The following is a 19,052-nucleotide window of genomic DNA, read 5'->3' on the forward strand; positions in this document are numbered from 1 at the left end:
ACGAACATGAAGAATCAAGTTGTCGTGTCGACCCTGCGCACGCTCAAACCGGCAGTAAAAAGCCTGTTTGCCGCCGGCCTGTTGGCCGTGCTGGCCGCCTGTAGTGGCGGCGGTGCCGGGACCGAAGAAAACGTCACCACGCCACCGAATCCAGGTGGCAATTACAACGGTCCGCCGCCGGCATCTGACGATGTTCAGCGCTTCAAGATCAATCTGTGGGACAACATTGTTGGCACTGACAAATGTGGTGCCTGCCACGTTGCCGGTGGTCAATCGCCGGAATTTGCCCGCAGCGACGACATTAATCTGGCTTATGCCGCAGCCAACACGGTGGTCAATCTGACCGAGCCGGACAAGTCGCGGATGGTGGAAAAAGTCGGTGGTGGTCACAACTGCTGGCTGGGCACTGCCCAAGCCGAGCTCAATGCCTGCGCGGAAACGCTGACCCGCTACATCACCAACTGGGCCGGTGGCTCGGTTGGCGGCGGTGCCAACGAAGTGAAGCTGGATCCGCCGGTTGAACGTGAGCCGGGCAACAGCCGGACCTTCCCGTCCGACACTGCCGATTTTCGCGACACCGTGTACCCGTTGCTGACCGAGTACTGCTCGCGTTGCCACAGCGACACGGCCGATAACGCCCAGTCGCCGTACTTCGCCAGCGCCGACATCAATGTGGCCTACGCGGCCGTCCAGAGCAAAATCAACCTGGATAACGTCGATGCCTCGCGGTTGGTGGTGCGGCTGCGCGAAGAGTCGCACAACTGCTGGGACAACTGCACCGCGAACGCGCAGGAGATGCAGGACGCCATTCAGGCTTTTGTCGATGGCATTCCGCTGACCGAGGTGGATCCGAATCTGGTCATTTCCCGCTCGATGCGCCTGATTGATGGCGTGGTGGCCAGCAGTGGCGGCCGTTACGAAGCGAACGTCATTGGTCTGTATCAGTTCAAGGAAGGTTCGGGTTCGGTGGCATTCGATACCAGCGGTGTCGAGCCGGCTGCACAATTGAACTTGAGCGGTGGTGCCGAGTTTGTCGGCGGCTGGGGCGTGCAGTTTGCCGGACCCATGGCAAAAGCGCAGGCCTCGACTCTGTCGTCGAAGAAGTACCATGACCTGATTAAAGCAACCGGTGAGTACTCAATCGAAGCCTGGGTTGCCCCTGCCAACGTGACGCAAGATGGTCCGGCGCATATCGTCAGTTATCTCGGTAGTGCCGATTCGACCAACTTCACACTGGGCCAGACCCTGTACAACTATGACTTCCTGATGCGTCATAGCGGTACCGGTGCAGATGGCAATCCGGCTTTGTCTACGGCCGATGCCGATGAACGCTTGCAGGCGACGCTGCAGCATGTGGTCGTGACCTATGATCCGATTCGTGGTCGCCGCATCTACGTCAATGGTGAGTTCACCGGTGACGTCGACAACACCCCTATCGGCAACCTGAATGACTGGGACAACACCTTTGCCTTCGTGCTCGGCAATTCGCCGGCGCTGGATCGGCCATGGGCCGGCATCATCAAGTTGGTGGCGATTCACAATCGCGTGCTGACCGATGAGCAAATCGTCCAGAACTTCAACGTTGGTGTTGGTGAGCGCTATTACCTGATGTTCAGCGTCTCGCACCTGCTCGACAATCCGGCCTGCTTCCTTGGTACGCCTGCCGTGTCGCAGTGCTATCTGGTGGTCGAAGTCAGTCGCTATGACAGCTACGGTTACCTGTTCAACAAACCGTTCTTTGTCAGCCTGAACGATGCCGCAACCTTTAACGGAATTCCGTTCCAGGGCATGCGCATTGGTATCAACGGCCGCGAAGCACCGGTTGGCCAGTCCTACGCCAAGCTGGATACGACCCTGACGGCAAGTAATCAGGTGTTGTCGCCGCTCGGTACCGTGATTGGTTTGGAAAAAGGCCCGGCCAGCGACGAGTTCTTCCTGACATTCGAGCGGATCGGTACCCATACCAATGTCTATCTGGAGCCGACACCGCCACCGCCGGGCATTCCGTCGGATAGCAATCCGGAATCGGCAATCGGCGTCCGTACGTTCGACGAGATCAATGAAAGCCTCGCCGAGATTACAACCGTGTCGCCGAATTCGAGCTCGATCAAAACGCTGTTTGCGCAGATCCGTCAGGCACTGCCAAGTGTCGAAACCATCACCGCGTTCAACTCGGCGCAGCAGATGGCCGTGACTCAGCTGTCGATTGCCTACTGCAGCGCACTGGTCGATGACGCTACCAAACGCGCCAGCTATTTCCCGGGCGTCAATTTTGCGGCCGGTCCGACGGTTGCGCTGGATGCCACTGGCCGTAACAACGTGATCAATCCGCTGATTGCCCACGTCATGGCCAGCAACGTGACCAGCCAGCCGAATGTGGCGGACGTGCAAACGGAAATGAATGCGCTGATCACCCGGTTGGCGGCGTCGGGCGGCAATACCTCAGCTCGAACCATCACCATTGTCAAATCCGTGTGTGCCGCGACTGTCGGTAACGCCGCAATGCTCGTGCAGTAAGGGGAGTTGCCAACATGACCAAACGCATTCGCTCGAGCAAACGCATGCAGCATCTGCAACCTGATGCACCGCTGTTGTTTGCTGATCACGCCGCGCCGAAAACCCGTCGCGACTTCATTCGTCAGGGCCTGATGACTGGTGGCGCCGCGGTAATGGGTAGTGGCTTGCTAGGTTTGCTCGGCAACCGCACCGCGCAAGCGGCCTTGTCGCCGGATTTGACGGCGCTGCTGGATGATTGCGGTATTCGCACGGCGGGTGCCGGCAAGATTCCGTTTATTTGCTTCGACTTGGCCGGTGGCGCCAACATAGCCGGTTCCAACGTGTTGGTCGGCAAGCAAGGTGGCCAGCTCGATTTTCTGTCGACTGCCGGATACAGCAAACTGGGCATTCCTGGCGACATGATTCCGCCGGTGGCGGATGCACAAGGTGTCGATCATATCGACAGCTCGCTCGGTCTGTCTTTCCATAGGGACAGCGCTTTTCTGCGCGGTATCAAGACGGTATTGAGTGACGAAGCGGCGTTGTTGATTAACGGTGCTGTTATTGCTGCCCGCTCGGAAAACGACACCGGCAACAATCCGCACAATCCGATGTACGCGATCAACAAGATCGGGGCTGATGGCCAACTGCTGACGCTGATTGGTTCGCAGAGTTCGGATTCCGGCGGCAACTCGATGGCGCCATTGGCGATGATCGATTCGACCAAGCGCCCGACCAAGATTGATCGGCCGAGTGATGTGCTTGGTCTGGTCGACGCAGGCGATCTGAGTGCCTTGGGTGGCACCCAGGCTGATGCGGTCGCGGTGATGGAATCAATCTATCGGGTCACCGACAAGAAGATGGCAAACGTCAGCACTGGCCTGCCGACTTCTGGTCAGGCACTGACCGATGCCGTGGTCAAGGATCTGGTTCGCTGCGGCTATTTGAAAAGCGCGGCCTTGTATGACCGCTTTGGCAACCCGGCCGAGCTGAACGTCGAACTGGATTCGGATATTGTCGGCGGTATTTTCACGCCGCAGCAATTTACCGACGGCGAGTTCCGCAAAACGGCTTCGATCATGAAACTGGTGATCAATGGTTATGCCGGTGCCGGTACCGTCACGATGGGCGGTTTCGATTACCACACTGGCGATCGCTCGACCGGCGAGCTGCGCGATTTCCGCGCCGGCGTCTGCATGGGCGCCTGTTTGGAATATGCGCATCGCAAGCAATTGCCGTTGATGCTCTATGTGTTCAGCGATGGTGCGCTGGCGTCCAACGGCATGGTCGACAACTCTGAAGAGGGCCGTGGCAAGGGCCAATGGACCGGCGACAACCAGTCCACTGCCGCGACGTTCTTCCTGGTGTACAACCCGAACGGCAAGCCGCAGCTGATGGGGGCGACGCCGGCGGCGCAGGCGCAAAGCCAGCAGATCGGCTATTTCCGTGACAGCGGCGATGTCGAAACCTCGTCGAGCCCGGCCGGCAACAACGTCAATCTGCTGGTGGAAACCGTTGCCTTGAACTATCTGGCTTTGCATGATGAGCTGGGCCGGTTTGATGCGCTGTTCCCGGGTTCCGGTCTGGGTAGCGGCGCTGTCCGGGACGCTCTGGTTGCGTTCCAGCCGATCGTCAGCGGGACCATATAAGCGTTAGCGTAAAATCGGCCAGCGTCAGCGCAGTACCGGCACGGGTCAGTCTGGTACTGGGTTTGCGTTGGCAGTCTTGAAGTTGTTGCAGTACCTTGGGGTAGCACACCGCACCGGCAACACCGGTGCGGTTTTTTTTGCCTATGGCGCAGCGAAGCTGAGGCTGCGCAGGGGGCCGCGGGATTGCTATCCTGTCGCACCTGAAAATCTCGGCGTCCGCCTGTCATGAAGCGTCTGTTGCGACCGTTCCTGCTGTCTTCCCTGTTGATTCTGGTCCTGGCCGGCGCGGCCCTGCTTTGGGCGTATTGGCAGCTCGACGCCAGTCTGCCCTTGCTCGATGGCCGCTTGCCGGTCAAGGGCTTGCAGGCCGAAGTCAGCATCAGCCGCGACGCGCTTGGCACGGCAACACTGCGTGGTCGCGATCGGGTCGATGTCGCCCGGGCACTGGGCTTTGTTCATGCTCAGGAGCGCTTCTTCCAGATGGATTTGCTGCGTCGGCGCGCGGCGGGCGAATTGTCGGCGCTGGTCGGCAAAGCGGCGTTGGATGTCGATAAATCGGTGCGCCGGCATCGCTTGCGCTGGCGCGCCGAACAGATTGTCGCCAGCTTGCCGCCGGATCAGTTGCCGATTCTCAATGCCTATGTTGATGGCGTGAATGCCGGCCTCGACACGTTGGCCGAAAAGCCGTTTGAGTATTTCCTGCTGGCCAGCACGCCGCAGCGTTGGCAAGCCGCCGACACCATTCTCGCCGCTTACGCCATGTACCTGACGCTGCAAGCCTCCGATGGCGAGGTGGAGCTGACGCGTTTGCAGGCAAAGCAACATTTGCCGGCCGCGCTGTATAACTTTTTGCGGGCGCCGGGCAGTGACTGGGATGCGCCACTTTTTGGCGAGGCGCTGCAAGCCTCGCCACTGCCGGACGCGGCCTCGTTGGCCAATTGGCAAGCCAGACTGGATACGCCGATCTGGGATGCGCAGCGTCCCGATGCGGTGTTTCCGGGCAGCAATAATTGGGCGGTGGCCGGCCAGCTGACCCACAACGGCGCTGCGATGCTGGAAAATGACATGCATCTGGGTTTGCAGGTGCCGAATATCTGGTTCCGTACCCGTCTGCAATACGGCAGCGCAGAGGGCGAGCGTGATGTGGTCGGCGTCAGCCTGCCCGGCACCCCGATGATGATCGTCGGCAGCAATGGCCAAGTTGCCTGGGGCTTCACCAATAGCTACGGCGATTACAGCGACGTGATCAGTCTGGAGCAACCAGACCCGGCGCATTACCAAACGCCCGAGGGTTTGCACGAGCTGGCAATCGTCAAAGAAACGATCGCTGTCAAAGGCGAGCAGCCGGTTGCGCTGACCATTGAAGAGACGATGTGGGGCCCTGTGATTCATACCGACGCAGATGGCAAGCGCTACGCGTTCCGCTGGGTTGCACATGACACGACACAAGCGGTCAACTTTGGTCTGCTCGAAATCGAGCGCAGTCAGAATGTGTTGCAGGCGTTGCAATTGGCGAAGCAGGCGCGCGTGCCATCGCAGAATTTTGTCGCAGCGGATCGCGATGGCAACATCGGCTGGACCATCATCGGCGCCATTCCGCGCCGGATCGGTTTTTCCGGCACAGAACCGGTGTCCTGGGCCAGCGGCGGCTATCGCTGGGACGGCTACCGCGAGCCCGATGAATATCCGGAAGTGTTGAACCCGCTGGATGGCCGGATCTGGACTGCCAATGCCCGCGTGGTCAGCGGCGATGCCCTGAACGTGCTGGGCGATGGTGGTTATGATTTTGGTGCGCGCGCCAAACAGATTCGCGATGACTTGCGATCGCGGCAGCAATTCTCCGAAACCGATCTGCTCGACGTGGCGTTGGATGATCGGGCGCCAGTGCTCGATCGCTGGCAGCAACACCTGCTGACCGTGCTTGATGACGCGGCAGTGCAGGGCCATCCGCTACGGGCCGAGGCCCGCGAGCAAATTGCCAAGTGGCGGGGCAGGGCAACGGCAGACAGTGTGGATTACCGGTTGGTGCGGGGGTTCCGTTATCTGCTGCGCGATGCGCTCTATCGAGCCTGGTTGCATGAGCTTTACGCGATCAACCCCGAGCTCAAACCCTCGGCATTGTCCAATCATTGGGAAGGGTTGGTCTGGCAGGTGTTGCAACAACAACCGCCGCAATTTTTGCCGCAGGGCTACGCCAATTGGCACGACTTCGAGCTGGCCGTTGTGGATGCCTTGCTTGGTGGCCTGACCGCAAACGGCCATGCGCTGACCGAGCGCGATTGGGGCGACAAGAATACCGCCGCGATTCGCCATCCGTTGAGCCGGTTTGTCCCCTTGGTTGGCCGCTATCTGGATGCTCCGGCTGAGCCGTTGCCGGGTGATGCCAATATGCCGCGTGTGCAAGCGCCAGCGTTTGGATCATCCGAGCGAATGATCGTGTCGCCGGGCCATGAGGCCAATGGCCTGTTCCACATGCCCGGTGGCCAGAGCGGTCACCCGCTGTCGCCGTTTTATCTGTCAGGTCATGAGGCCTGGGTAAAAGGCCAGCCAACACCGTTGTTGCCGGGCGAGCCCGTGCACACCCTGGTGCTGCAGCCGGAAATCGGAATGCGGCCGTGATGGCTTTCAGTAGCAATTTTTTTGCAGAGAGTGAGCGCAAATGATGTCGATAGCAATTGGAACTCCCCTGACCGCAACGGCGCGCCGGGTGCTGATGTTGGGCGGTGGTGAGCTTGGCAAGGAAGTCGTGATCGAATTGCAACGGTTCGGCTGCGAAGTGATTGTGGTCGACCGCTATGCCAATGCGCCGGGCATGCAGGTTGCCCATCGCCATCATGTGATCAACATGCTCGATGGTGCTGCGCTGCGCGCTGTCATCGAGCAGGAAAAACCGCACCTGATCGTGCCGGAAATCGAAGCCATTGCGACCGATACCCTGGTTGAGCTGGAGCGTGAAGGCTATACCGTGGTGCCGACCGCGCGCGCGGCCAAGTTGACCATGAACCGCGAAGGCATTCGTCGCTTGGCGGCCGAAGAATTGCAGTTGACAACGTCGCCCTATCGCTTCGCTGATGATCTCGACAATTTTCGCGCCGCCATCGCTGCGATTGGTATGCCTTGCGTGGTCAAGCCGATCATGAGCAGTTCCGGCAAAGGCCAGAGCGTGGTGCGCAGCAGTGCCGATATCGACAACGCCTGGCATTATGCTCAGGAAGGTGGTCGTGCTGGCAAAGGCCGGGTCATCGTCGAAGGCTTTGTCGATTTCGATTATGAAATCACGCTGCTGACGGTGCGCACGCGTCAAGGCACGCAATTCTGCGCGCCGATTGGTCACGTCCAGATTGATGGCGACTACCGCGAATCCTGGCAACCGCAACCGATGCATCCGGTGGCGCTGGCGCACAGCGAGCATATCGCCCGCACCGTCACCGATGCCTTGGGCGGTTATGGTTTGTTTGGGGTTGAACTGTTCATCAAAGGCGAGCAGGCGATTTTCAGCGAAGTCAGTCCGCGTCCGCATGACACCGGTTTGGTGACACTCATTTCGCAAGATTTGTCCGAATTTGCCTTGCATGCGCGCGCCATTCTCGGTTTGCCGATTCCGCTGATTCGCCAGCTGGGTCCGTCAGCATCCTGTGCGCTGCTGCTGGAAGGCGACAGTGAATCGGTCTGCTTTACTGGCGTCGATGCCGCGCTGGCCGAGCCCGATACCCAGCTGCGCTTGTTCGGCAAGCCAGCCGTGCATGGCAAGCGCCGGATGGGGGTGGGACTGGCGCGCGGCGAGAGCCTGCAGCAGGCCCGCGACAAGGCGGTGGCCGCCGCGACCGCGGTTCAGATTGAGGGCACGGCCGTTCGTAACGTCTCGTTACCGAGCAAACGCTAGATCGCGGCTGCGTCAATGCTATGGTGCCGCCACTATGCGCACGAGCACGGGCGGCAAACTGGTTGAAAAACAGCCAATTGCAGCCCTGTCTTCCGCCATCTTGTGCGATGGATTCAGTTTTCGTTCAGTCCTTTGCGGCACAATGCCCGCCGCTTGGCCTCCCATTGGGGGTGACGTTTATGGAGATAATCATGAAGAAGATTTTCCTTGCTACCGCCATTCTGGCTGCCAGCTCCGCCACGTTTGCGGCTGGCCCGAACTACAACTACCTGCAAGGTCAATGGCAAGAGTCCGAGCTGGACGGCAGCAATGCCGAGCTGGATGGCTTCGGTCTGGCCGCGAGCATTGATCTGAACAAGGAATTCTTCGCTTTCGGTCAATACGCCAGTATCGATGACCGTGGTGTCGATGCCGACCGCTTCGCCGTGGGCGCGGCTTACAAGATGCCAATCGGCACTTACACCGATCTGAATTTCGGTGGCGGTATCGTCAGCTACGATTTCAAGAATTTTTCGCTGGATGGTGATGACAGCGACGAAGGCATCATGCTGACTGCCGGCATTCGTTCGTTGCTGAACAAGGAGGTTGAGCTGGGTGCCGGTGTGACCTATGAAGACGCGTTTGATTTCGACATGCTGTTCAATGTCTACGGTGCCTATCACTTCAACAGCCAGATCTCGGCTGGTGTCTCACTGACCACCGGCGATGTCGACACGACCGCTTTGTACGTCCGCGTCGCGTTCTGATCGGCAGCAGCTGATCCGGCCATGCCGGGGCAGAAAAAAAGGCCAGCGAAAACGCTGGCCTTTTTCATGGCGGGTTATTTTACCCGGCCACTTACTGCAGCCAGCCCATCTGCTTGTTGAAGTTCAGCGCGTCATAGTAGTCGCCTTGATAGGCAATTTTGTCGCCTTGCAGGCGAATGAAGCTGACGCCGTTGAAGCTGAAACTCTTGCCGGTGGCGGGCGTGTCCGGACCCCAGGCGCCGGTATTGGTGCCGGAGAATGTCCACTCAAAGGCAATGCCGTCCGCGCTGACAATCGGCGCGCCATTACGCACCCAATGACAATCCGGCACTGCGGTCATGAACACCTTGATGACGTTGTCGCGAGCGGCATCACGACCTTGCTGTGGTGTACCGACCGAGGCATCCAGATAGGTCACGTTGTCAGCGAAATGGCTGGCAGCTGCGTCGGCATTGTGGCTATTCCACGCCGCCATATAGTCGTCAATCACTTTGACCGGATCCACCGCCGGCGCTTTGGCTGCTTCCGCCACCGGCGCCGTTTCGGCCGGAGGTGTTGACTGACCGCAAGCGGCCAACACCAGACTGGCCGCCATGACGAAACCCATGACCTGTTTTTTCATGATGCTGTTGCCTCCGTTGCTGCGCTACCGTTTTTATTAATCACCAAACCGCGATCTGCCCGGCACTCATTTTCAACTCACCATCAATGCTTGATCATCACATGACGAACGGCGGTGTAATCCTCAAGTCCGTACATCGACATGTCCTTGCCGTAACCGGATTGCTTCAAGCCACCATGTGGCATTTCACTGACCAGCATGAAATGGGTGTTGACCCAGGTGCAGCCGTATTGCAACTCGGCCGACACTTTCATGGCGCGGCCGACGTTGCCAGTCCACACTGACGAGGCGAGTCCGTAGTCGCTGTCATTGGCCCAGCCGATCGCTTGTTCGGTGTCGTCAAAACGGGTGACTGAAACCACCGGACCGAACACTTCCTTGCGGACGATCTCATCCGTTTGCCTGGCGCCGGCAACAACCGTTGGCTGAAAGAAGAAACCACTGCCGCTGCCAACTTTGCCGCCGGTGGCAATCTCGATGTGTTTTTGGCTGGATGCGCGCTCAATAAAACCCGCGACTCGATCACGCTGTGCTGCGGAGACCAGCGGGCCGAGCTCGACACCGGCTTGCTCCTGGCTGCCCATCTGTATCGTTGCCACGGCGCTGCTCAGGTCGGCAACCAGTTTGTCGTAGATCTTGCTGTGGGCATAAATGCGACAGGCGGCAGTGCAATCCTGGCCGGCGTTGTAGAAACCGAAGGTGCGAATACCGGCGACCACTTCGTCAAGATTGGCGTCGTCGAACACAATCACCGGCGCTTTGCCGCCCAGCTCCAGATGTGTGCGTTTCAAGGTGCGCGCTGCCACTTCCAGCATTTTCTGGCCGGTGGCAATGGAACCGGTCAGTGAAATCATCCGCACCGGGTTGGATTCCACCAGCGGCGCGCCAACGCTATGACCCCGACCGTGAACCACATTCAAGACGCCGGCCGGTAGCAGGTCGGCAATCAGTTCGGCAAATCGCAGAGTGGTCAGCGGCGTGATTTCTGATGGTTTGATCACGACCGTGTTGCCGGCCGCAAGCGCCGGTCCGAGCTTCCACGCGGCCATCATCAGCGGATAATTCCACGGCGCAATCGAGGCAATGACGCCGAGCGGATCGCGCCGAATCATGCTGGTGTGACCCGGCAGAAACTCATTGGCGGCGGAGCCGTGCAGGCAGCGGGTAGCACCGGCAAAAAAACGGAACACATCGGCAATGGCCGGAATTTCGTCATTGCGTGCCGCCGGATACGGTTTGCCGCAGTTCAGCGATTCCAGTTTGGCCAGTTCATCACCGTGCTGCTCGACGCGGTCGGCAATTGCCAGCAGTACTGTCGCCCGATCTTTCGGCGTTGTCCGTGACCAGCCCGGAAACGCCGCTGAGGCCGCGTTCACTGCCTGTTGAATTTGCTCGGTGCCGGCTTCGGCGATTTTGACCAGCACGTCACCCGTGGCGGGATTCAGTACCGCGAGTGCTTCACCGGTGCCTGCTTGCAGCTGACCGTTGATCAGCATTTTGGTTTGCATTTGCGCGCTCATGAGGTTCTCCTCGATTGTTCTGTTGTAGCAAGTTTTCTGTTGTAACAAGTGGAATGGCGATGAAAGTCGGTCTATTTCCCGCTACCGGCAACCGCATCGGTGTCACGGGTCAGCCGGTAGGCAAGCAGAATCGGAATAAACGTTAGCAGCATGACAAATACCGCCACCACATTGGTCACCGGCCGATTGCGCGGTCGCACCAGCTCATTGAGCATCCAGATCGGCAAGGTTTGTTCGTGGCCGGCGGTAAATGTGGTGACGATCACTTCATCGAACGACAAGGCAAACGCCAGCATGCCGCCCGCCAGCAAGGCAGTGGCGATCTGCGGCAGCAACACATAGCGGAAGGTCTGAAAGCCGTCAGCGCCCAGATCCATCGAGGCTTCCAATAGCGCCGGTGAACTGCGGCGCAGGCGCGCCACCACATTGTTGTACACCACGACCACGCAAAAGGTGGCGTGACCAATCACGATGGTCCAGAAGCTGAACGGAATATCGGTTACCGCGATGGCCGAGCGCAGCGCGATGCCGGTCACCACGCCGGGCAGCGCGATGGGCAGGATCAGCAGCAGCGTGATGGTTTCCTTGCCAAAAAAACGGCTGCGTGCCATCGCCGCGGCGGCGAGGCTGCCGAGCACAATCGCCATGAACGTGGCGATGGCGGCCACTTTCACCGACAGCAGCAGTGCGGCCCAGACATCCGGCCGCTGCGCGGCAACGCTGAACCAATCCAGCGTGTAGCCGGGCAACGGAAACCGGTAGCTCTTGTCGTCAGTGGAAAAGGCATACAGCACGATCAACGCCAGCGGCAGATGCAGAAACAGCAAGCCACCAGCGGCGGTGATCTTCAGCAGCCACGGTGCTTTTTTTCGGTTGAGGGCAGCGGATTTAGAGCGCATCGAAAGCTCCCATTCGCTTGGCGATAACCAAGTACACGGCAATGATCACGACCGGCAATACCGAGAACGCCGCGGCGAGCGGAATGTTGCCGCTGGCTCCTTGCAGCACATAGACCGCCTGACCAATAAAAAAGGCTGATGTACCGACCAGATACGGCACCACGTAATCACCGAGCGTCAGCGAGAACGTGAAAATGGAGCCAGCAATCACGCCCGGCAGTGCCAGCGGCAGCAGCACCGTGCGGAAAGTTTGCGCTGGTGTTGCACCGAGATCGGCACTGGCATGCAGCAGCGATTCCGGCACCCGCTCCAGTGCGGCCTGAATCGGCAGAATCATGTACGGCAACCAGAGGTAGCTGAACACCAGAAACATGCCGAAGTAGGACGTGGAAAGCGTCTGGCCACCAATGCCGGGTGTGGCCAGCAGCGCTTGCAACAAACCATCCAGACCCAGTTGCTGCGCCGTCCAGGCGATCACGCCTTCCTTTGCCAGAATGATTTTCCAGGCATAAACCCGGACCAGATAATTGGCCCACAGCGGCAACATGATGGCGAGGTAGAAGAAGGCTTTCACTTTGCCGCTGGCATAGCGCGCCATGTAATAAGCGATCGGAAACGCCATCAGCGCGCAGGCAATGGTCACGGCCAAGGCCATGCTTGCCGTGCGCAGTACGATATCGAGATTGGCCGGCGAGCTGAGCAGATCGCGCCAGGTTGACAGCGTGAACTGCGGGACAACCTGACCGCTGAAATCATCGAGCGCGTAAAAGCTCTGCATCAGCAGCGCGAACAGTGAACCGAGATAGACGATGCCGAACCAGAGCAGCGGCGGCAACAGCAACAGCAATAAATACAGATTGCGGCGGCGATACAGCGCGGTTGACAGCGCTTGCCGCAGTCTGGCCCAAGCCGACGGGGCCGGTAACACGAGCGTGCTCATGTGCTGGCCTTCCCCGTGCTGTCTTTTTCTTTATGGGTCGCCCCAGTATTCGCGGTGACGCCAGCATCCAGCGCATGCAGGGCCGAGAACGGCACGCTCAGCGCGACTTTGGCTCCCACCGCGAATTGGGCATCCTCGTTGGCGCCGACCACGACAACGAGTTCATGCTGTTGTACCCGCACCGTGTAGCGACTGCTGGCGCCGTGAAATTGTCGGTCGATGATGTCGCCTTGCCAGCGCAAATCGTCGCTGCTGCCTTCGCCGATTCGGATGCGCTCCGGTCGCAGCGCAAAATGGCCAGCGCGGCCGAGCAACTGCTCGGCCATCGCGCCGTGCAGGACATTCGCCGTGCCGACAAATTGGGCAACGAATGGCGTGCCCGGTTCGGCGTACAGCTGTTGCGGCGGTGCCAGCTGTTCGATCCGGCCCTGGTTGAATACCGCCACCCGATCCGACATGCCGAGAGCTTCTTGCTGATCATGGGTGACGTAAACAAAGGTGATGCCGAGTTTTCGTTGCAGGGCTTTCAGCTCGCCTTGCATCTGTTCGCGCAATTTCAGATCAAGCGCGCCGAGCGGCTCATCGAGCAGCAGCACTTGTGGCTCGTTGATCAGCGCGCGGGCGAGCGCGATGCGCTGGCGTTGACCGCCGGACAGTTGGCCCGGTTTGCGGCTGGCAACGTGTTCGAGCTGCACGGTTTTCAGCATGGCCTGCGCGCGCTGCTCGCGCTCGCGCCGATTGACGCCCTTGACCATCAGACCGTAAGCGACGTTGTCGAGGATCGACAGATGCGGAAACAGCGCGTAATCCTGAAACACGGTATTGACGTTTCGCTGATACGGCGGCACGCCGGAGACATCTTTGCCGGCAATGACGATCTGGCCACTGTCAGGCAATTCGAAACCCGCCACCAGGCGCAGGCAGGTGGTCTTGCCGGAACCAGAAGGACCCAGCATGGAAAAGAATTCGCCTTCGCGAACGGCAAAGGACACGTTGTCCACAGCGCGGACATCGCCAAATTGGCGAACAACGCCATGAAACTCAATCGCGGTCGTCATAAGTCATTTTTCTTTGTGTGTGTGCAGGTGAATAGGCGTGAAAAAACGCCCTCGCGCTATCGAGGCATAGCGCGAGGGCGTAACAGCGTTCAGGCGCGGGCTAGCGACCGCTCATGATGGCGATATAGTCCGTGCTCCACTGCGCGTAGGGCACACAATTGCCGTTCTGTGACACGCAGGCTTTGACCGGTGTGCGCCAGAATCTGATCTGGTCAAACTGATCCATGCCATTGGTCTTGCAACCATCTTTGCCGAGCAATTCGCTGGCATCGCAGGCCGCCGGCACGGCCGGCAACGAACCGAACCAGGCCGAAACATCACCCTGTACTTTCGGATTCAGCGACCACTCCAACCACATATAAGCGCAGTTCGGGTGCTTGGCCTCGGCATGCAGCATGGTGGTGTCAGCCCAACCGGTAGCTCCTTCCTGCGGCACGACTGATGCGATGGTTTGGCCGTTGGCTTTCAGCGTGTTGACCTGATACGGCCACGAACCGGAAGCGACCACGCCTTCGTTGGTGAAGTCCTGCACTTGCAAGGTGGCGTCGTGCCAGTAGCGATGCACCAGCTGCTTTTGCTGACGCAGCAGAGCCAGCGCTTCGTTGTATTGCGCTTCGGTCAGTTCATACGGATCAACAATGCCGAGCGCCGGATTCTTGTGCATCAGATACAGCGCCGCATCGGCGATATGGATCGGGCCGTCAAAGGCCTGCACGCGGCCTTTGTTCGGTTTGCCATCGGGCAGATTTTGCGGCTCGAACACCACGCTCCAGCTGGTCGGCGGCGTTTTGAACACGCTGCTGTTGTACATCAGCACGTTCGGGCCCCATTGATACGGCGCGCCGTAATGCTGACCATCCACGGTGTGCCACGGCGCATTCTGCAAACGCGGATCGATATTTTTATAGGACGGAATCAAGTCGATATTGACCGGCTGGACTTTCTTGCCGGCAATCAGCCGCAGACTGGCATCACCGGACGCGGTGACCAAATCAAACCCGCCCTGATTCATCAGCGACACCATTTCGTCGGACGAGCCGGCGGTTTTGATATTCACTTTGCAGCTGCTCTGGGTTTCGAAGGCGGTGACCCAGTCATAGGCCTTGTCGGTTTCGCCGCGTTCGATGTAGCCGGGCCAGGCCAGGATGTCGACTTCGCCTTCACCGGCGCCGACCGAAGTCGGCAGGCTGCTGGCAGGGGCGACGGCGGCCGTGGTGGTGTCCGCCGGCGCCGGTGCCGGCTCTTCACTGCAGCCCGCCAGCAACGCTGCCAGTACCGCGGCGGTCAGTGCCGAACTGAACGAAAAACGACCAGGAACAGAAGGGAGTGCCAATTTACTAGACATACCGATTCTCCGTTGGGTGGCTGCCGACAGCCAGGATCGGCTGCACTGTTTTGGCAGGAATGCGTTATTTTTCTCAGGCAAAGTAGCCATTTTTGGGCAAAGAGAACGACACTGCAGAACGCCATTCCGGCGGTACGAAGGGCGCAGGGCCGCCAGCCGAAATGTTGAGGATATTAACCACTTGTCGGACAGCGCCGTCAACGCAGCCGTCCACTATTTCCATGCTGCGGAGCAGCAGAAGGGCACAGTCGAGCGTGTGACTCAGGGCACGACCGGCAATTGTTCGCGCCAGTAGATCACCCGGTCCGAGCCGCGATAGCGACCAAAGGTGGCCCGGGCTTTCGGGGCGTCATCCTGTTGGCCGTCGTTATCCCAATCGAACTGCAACCAGCCCGGCAAGTCGGCGGCGTTGTATTGGATGTCGATGCTACCGCTGCTGCCATCGCTCGGTGCGCTCAATTGCAGCGTGCTGGTCAACGCGGCGCTGCCGCTCACCACAGTGGTAGCGCTGTTGGGTCGATTGATGCTGGTCACTGCCGGATTCAGGCCGCCGCTGACGGCGACCAGACTGGCGCGCGTTTTCAAATAATCCGTGCAGGAGTCGAGGCTATTTTTCTGCCAACGGGTGCCGTCGAAATATTCCAGTCGCAAGGGAATCGGCAACGCCAATTGCTCCGGTCCGTAAGCGTTTTCGAGCACCATGCGGCCGAGCCGAAATGCCCGGGCGACGGTGCTGTCGGTGCCGGTGGTGCTGTCAGCATCGGTTGCGGTGAGCGTGGCGATAATATTGACCGGCGCATTGTTGGCAGCCGTGTTGCCGAGGTTGTACAGGTATTGCAGCGTAGTCAGCGCGTTGCTGCTGATGCCGTTGACGAAGTTATAGGTGTCGGTCGCGGCGAGCTTGAACACGCCGTTGGCGGCCGGTGTCGCGGTCAGCGGCAAGCCGACGCCTTGCAAGCGGGCGTAACTGACGGGGACTCCGGCGGTGTCAATGACACTGCCGGAATAGTTCAGCGTGGTACCAGCCGGGCTCAGTGCATTGATGGCGCGAATGCTGGCATTGAGCGGAATCGGCTGACCCGCTTTGCCGGTTGTCGTGCCGCCATCGGTGACACCGGCGTAAGTGAATTGACCGCTGCATGCCGCCAGATAACTGGTGGTGTCGTCCAGCGTCACGACAAAGGCGTCCGGCACAAAACGGCCGAACACTGCACTGCGACTGGCGGCATTGGCATTCAATGCCGCGACATTGACGCCGAGGTAGCTGCTGGTATTGGCCACACCAACGCGAAAACGGCCAACTTCACTCAGCGTTTGATTGGCGATGGTGGTCTGGCCGCCGCTGTTGATCGCCAATGCACTGACACCGAGCACACCATTGCTGATCTTGCTGGCTTCGACCATTGTTGAGGCCAGCGTGTAGCTGGTGGTCGCATCGGTAGTGCGAAAGTTTGGCGTCACCGCGTTATCGCAAAACGCCTCGTCGGTTTCGCTGTCGCTGACCCATTGCATTGCTTGCACCTGCAACGGAAAGCTGCGCCCTGCACGCTGATACACCGCGCAGCTGGCGATGGTATTGCAGCTAGCGGAGTAGGGCGTGGTTGGGCTGAGCAATTGCATCGGCCGCAGGCAGTAACCGGCGGGCAGGGAAATGAAATTGCCGGCGCCGGCCAGCGCGACGCCGCTATCACCGGTGCCAGCGCTGCCGGTGTAGCTGGCGTTCAGCGTCATCTGACCGGCATCCGGATATTTCAATTCCATTTGCGCGACGCCGGAATTATTGAATGCCAGCGCGATATCGGTGCCGGGGCTGGCGGTCGCAATCGTCGTGAAGCCACCGGCCGCTGCCGGCCGCAGCGCAACGGTTTGCGTACCGGTATTGGGCGTGGCGTAAGACGAATAAAACTTCAGCGTCCGACTGACGTTCTGGAATGCCGGCACGCACAGCAGACCGTTGTCGCTTTTTCGCACCGCACTGACATTGAACAACCCGGACGGCTTGTTGGCGGTGACATTGGGCGCACTGATCAAAAAGCCGCTGTCGCTGAACAACAGATTGCAGGCGATCTGCGTACCGCCGTTATAGCAGCGGTTGGTGGCCAGCGGCTTCAGTGCCGGGGTGCTGGCGGTGACATTCAACGCGACGGTGCCGGGCGTGCTTTGGGCAAGCGTCAACGTCGTGCTGCCGCCGGTAAAGCTAATCGGATTGCCACCACCCCAGGTGTTGGCCGGCGTCAGCGTTACCGTGGTCGATCCGGTGTATTGGGTCGTGCAATTGCTGTCGAGGCAAGCCTGAATGGTGATCGATTCCGGATTGCAGGTCAGCGCCTGGCCATCAGTCAAAAACCGGAAATGATCAATCTGCACACCGACCGGATTCAGGTCGGTGGCACAAACCGACAGCTCATCAATTTCATGGATGTTGTTGGAGCCGCCGGTCGAACCGGTCAGTGACAAATAGAAATCATTGGGAATGGCGGTCTGGTTGGCGACGTTTTTGACATCGGCAATGCTCAGCAGCGTGGTGTAGCTGGTGCCGCCGGTGGTATCGCGTTCGATAGTGACCGGAATGGCGGTGTCGCTGCGGGCATCGATAGTGACGCGATAACGGTGACCGCTGGCTGGCGTGCCATCGACACCGGGGCTCAGCGTGTTGGTGGCGCCGAGACAGCGATAGCCGATGAGTCCGCTGCCGGAACCGCGCACCGAAACGCTGTCGGGTCGTAGCGTGCTGTTGTTGTTGCAACTGGCCGCCGGCGTACCGGAGCCGTTGCCGCGACCTTCACCGGTGTTGAGAAAATTGCCGTACTCATCCAGACCGACGCCGAGCCAGCCGCCGGCAAAACCGTTCTTTGAAGTCGCGGTGAGTTGGGCGTAACCGAGCGAGCCACCGTAACCGCCGGGCTGCGGCGTCACCGTGGCGTCGGACAAGATCACCGCAATACCGTCGGCGCCGTTGCCGCCGTAATCGTGCAACAGAAAGGACAACTGAACAAAGTTGCCGTCAGCGGGAAACAGCCGTTGCAGCGTGGCAGCAGTGGCAACGTTGCCGCTGGCATCGGTCATTCGCAACCGGTTGTTGACGATCACCGGCACGCCGAAACTGCCGTTGCTGGAGCTGGTGGCCCAGTCACTGCCAAGGCCGCTGCTGCGATTGAAACTGTCACTGAAACAAACCTGTGAACTGGGGCTGATGATCAGCGTCGCTGCCAGCCAGGCATTGTTGCTGTAGGACGTCGCGGTCGTGCCGCTGCTGCCGGTATTGGCAGCGCGATAGAGCGCAGCGCCAGCAATGCCGTTGGCGGTGCCGCCGGTACTGTTGAACGACCATGCGGGGGAGCTGCTTGGACTGGCGTTGACGAAGGCGGTGTCGCCATCGGCGCCGGCAAACAGCGCCAGCACATAGCTGCCGTCATTGGCAACCGGGCGGGTCGGCGCGGTCGCGGTGGTGCCGGTGCCGCTGGCTACACCAAAGGCGGAGATTGGATTGACGGTGTCGGCACTGCGCAAGGCGATCATGCCGGCGACGGTGCGGGAATTCCCGGAGAACGTGAAGGTCTGTGAGCCGAGCCCGCCAGTGGGAATGAAGCGATAGAACACGTAATAGCGCGCGTTGCCGTTGGTTGTTGGGCCCAGCAGCACACTCCAGCCACTCGGCGTCGTCACGGTAACGGAACTGCGCACGGCAATGTGGGTGATCAGCAAATCGCCGGCGGCACTGTTCACCGGCGGTACGATGGCGATGTTATTGACGGCGGTGGTCTGGACATTGGTCCGGGTGTTGACATAGCTGACATCGGCCCAGCAGTCATCCGCTACCAATAGTGCCAGCAGTAGCGTGATCCAGATTGCCGATTTTGCCCACCATGCGCGCATTGCTGTCCTCAACGCTCC

At 59.7% G+C, this 19,052-nt stretch carries 12 protein-coding genes; 5 read left to right on the forward strand and 7 right to left on the reverse strand.

Features of this window, described 5'->3' with window-relative positions; translation table 11 throughout:
- The first annotated feature begins 6 nt into the window (after positions 1–6).
- The 5 genes from HPT27_RS09580 to HPT27_RS09600 all read left to right on the forward strand — a co-directional run bounded on the left by HPT27_RS09580 (position 7) and on the right by HPT27_RS09600 (position 8,774).
- Positions 7–2,517 (forward strand): LamG domain-containing protein, encoded by a 2,511-nt coding sequence (locus HPT27_RS09580; RefSeq protein ID WP_172242297.1) that lies wholly within the window; start codon positions 7–9, stop codon positions 2,515–2,517.
- A gap of 14 nt (positions 2,518–2,531) precedes the next feature.
- Positions 2,532–4,145, forward strand: a complete 1,614-nt coding sequence (locus HPT27_RS09585; RefSeq protein ID WP_211197920.1) for a hypothetical protein — start codon at positions 2,532–2,534, stop codon at positions 4,143–4,145.
- 225 nt (positions 4,146–4,370) lie between these two features.
- A complete protein-coding gene (locus tag HPT27_RS09590; RefSeq protein WP_172242300.1) occupies positions 4,371–6,764 on the forward strand; it encodes a penicillin acylase family protein in 2,394 nt (797 codons plus the stop codon).
- Between the two features lie 43 nt (positions 6,765–6,807).
- Complete coding sequence (gene purT / locus HPT27_RS09595; RefSeq protein ID WP_211198029.1) at positions 6,808–8,028, forward strand: formate-dependent phosphoribosylglycinamide formyltransferase; 1,221 nt, start codon at positions 6,808–6,810, stop codon at positions 8,026–8,028.
- 191 nt (positions 8,029–8,219) lie between these two features.
- Positions 8,220–8,774 carry an outer membrane beta-barrel protein gene (locus tag HPT27_RS09600; RefSeq protein WP_172242306.1) on the forward strand — a complete coding sequence of 185 codons (555 nt, stop codon included), beginning with the start codon at positions 8,220–8,222 and terminating at the stop codon, positions 8,772–8,774.
- A gap of 91 nt (positions 8,775–8,865) precedes the next feature.
- Here HPT27_RS09600 and HPT27_RS09605 read toward each other — a convergent pair whose 3' ends face one another.
- The 7 genes from HPT27_RS09605 to HPT27_RS09635 form a co-directional block, all read right to left on the reverse strand.
- A complete protein-coding gene (locus tag HPT27_RS09605) occupies positions 8,866–9,396 on the reverse strand; it encodes a nuclear transport factor 2 family protein (RefSeq protein WP_235950862.1) in 531 nt (176 codons plus the stop codon).
- 83 nt (positions 9,397–9,479) lie between these two features.
- A complete protein-coding gene (locus tag HPT27_RS09610; protein ID WP_172245262.1) occupies positions 9,480–10,904 on the reverse strand; it encodes a gamma-aminobutyraldehyde dehydrogenase in 1,425 nt (474 codons plus the stop codon).
- Between the two features lie 83 nt (positions 10,905–10,987).
- Positions 10,988–11,815: an ABC transporter permease gene (locus HPT27_RS09615; RefSeq protein WP_172242309.1), complete on the reverse strand. Its 828-nt coding sequence runs from the start codon at positions 11,813–11,815 to the stop codon at positions 10,988–10,990.
- Positions 11,805–12,755, reverse strand: coding sequence for an ABC transporter permease (locus HPT27_RS09620; protein ID WP_172242312.1), 951 nt, complete (start codon positions 12,753–12,755; stop codon positions 11,805–11,807). Before HPT27_RS09620 ends, HPT27_RS09615 begins: the two co-directional genes overlap by 11 nt.
- Entirely contained in the window at positions 12,752–13,813 is a 1,062-nt protein-coding gene (locus tag HPT27_RS09625) for an ABC transporter ATP-binding protein (protein WP_172242315.1), read from the reverse strand. The genes HPT27_RS09620 and HPT27_RS09625 overlap by 4 nt, the downstream gene beginning before the upstream one ends.
- 100 nt (positions 13,814–13,913) lie before the next feature.
- Positions 13,914–15,158 (reverse strand): ABC transporter substrate-binding protein, encoded by a 1,245-nt coding sequence (locus HPT27_RS09630; protein WP_172242318.1) that lies wholly within the window; start codon positions 15,156–15,158, stop codon positions 13,914–13,916.
- A gap of 261 nt (positions 15,159–15,419) precedes the next feature.
- The gene (locus HPT27_RS09635; RefSeq protein ID WP_172242321.1) at positions 15,420–19,034 is read right to left on the reverse strand and encodes a DUF6701 domain-containing protein; all 3,615 of its coding nucleotides are present in this window, start codon (positions 19,032–19,034) and stop codon (positions 15,420–15,422) included.
- Positions 19,035–19,052: the final 18 nt, after the last annotated feature.

The sequence above is a fragment of the Permianibacter fluminis genome (assembly GCF_013179735.1).
In the GTDB taxonomy this organism is placed as follows: Bacteria; Pseudomonadota; Gammaproteobacteria; order Enterobacterales; family Permianibacteraceae; genus Permianibacter; species Permianibacter fluminis.

What these genes read in the sequence shown, in the direction of transcription:
- HPT27_RS09630 (WP_172242318.1), bottom strand. Translation starts at nt 15,158, where the DNA reads ATGTCTAGTAAATTGGCACTCCCTTCTGTTCCTGGTCGTTTTTCGTTC.
- HPT27_RS09585 (WP_211197920.1), top strand. Translation starts at nt 2,532, where the DNA reads ATGACCAAACGCATTCGCTCGAGCAAACGCATGCAGCATCTGCAACCT.
- HPT27_RS09610 (WP_172245262.1), bottom strand. Translation starts at nt 10,904, where the DNA reads ATGCAAACCAAAATGCTGATCAACGGTCAGCTGCAAGCAGGCACCGGT.
- purT (WP_211198029.1), top strand. Translation starts at nt 6,808, where the DNA reads ATGTCGATAGCAATTGGAACTCCCCTGACCGCAACGGCGCGCCGGGTG.
- HPT27_RS09635 (WP_172242321.1), bottom strand. Translation starts at nt 19,034, where the DNA reads ATGCGCGCATGGTGGGCAAAATCGGCAATCTGGATCACGCTACTGCTG.
- HPT27_RS09580 (WP_172242297.1), top strand. Translation starts at nt 7, where the DNA reads ATGAAGAATCAAGTTGTCGTGTCGACCCTGCGCACGCTCAAACCGGCA.
- HPT27_RS09600 (WP_172242306.1), top strand. Translation starts at nt 8,220, where the DNA reads ATGAAGAAGATTTTCCTTGCTACCGCCATTCTGGCTGCCAGCTCCGCC.
- HPT27_RS09625 (WP_172242315.1), bottom strand. Translation starts at nt 13,813, where the DNA reads ATGACGACCGCGATTGAGTTTCATGGCGTTGTTCGCCAATTTGGCGAT.
- HPT27_RS09615 (WP_172242309.1), bottom strand. Translation starts at nt 11,815, where the DNA reads ATGCGCTCTAAATCCGCTGCCCTCAACCGAAAAAAAGCACCGTGGCTG.
- HPT27_RS09620 (WP_172242312.1), bottom strand. Translation starts at nt 12,755, where the DNA reads ATGAGCACGCTCGTGTTACCGGCCCCGTCGGCTTGGGCCAGACTGCGG.
- HPT27_RS09590 (WP_172242300.1), top strand. Translation starts at nt 4,371, where the DNA reads ATGAAGCGTCTGTTGCGACCGTTCCTGCTGTCTTCCCTGTTGATTCTG.
- HPT27_RS09605 (WP_235950862.1), bottom strand. Translation starts at nt 9,396, where the DNA reads ATGAAAAAACAGGTCATGGGTTTCGTCATGGCGGCCAGTCTGGTGTTG.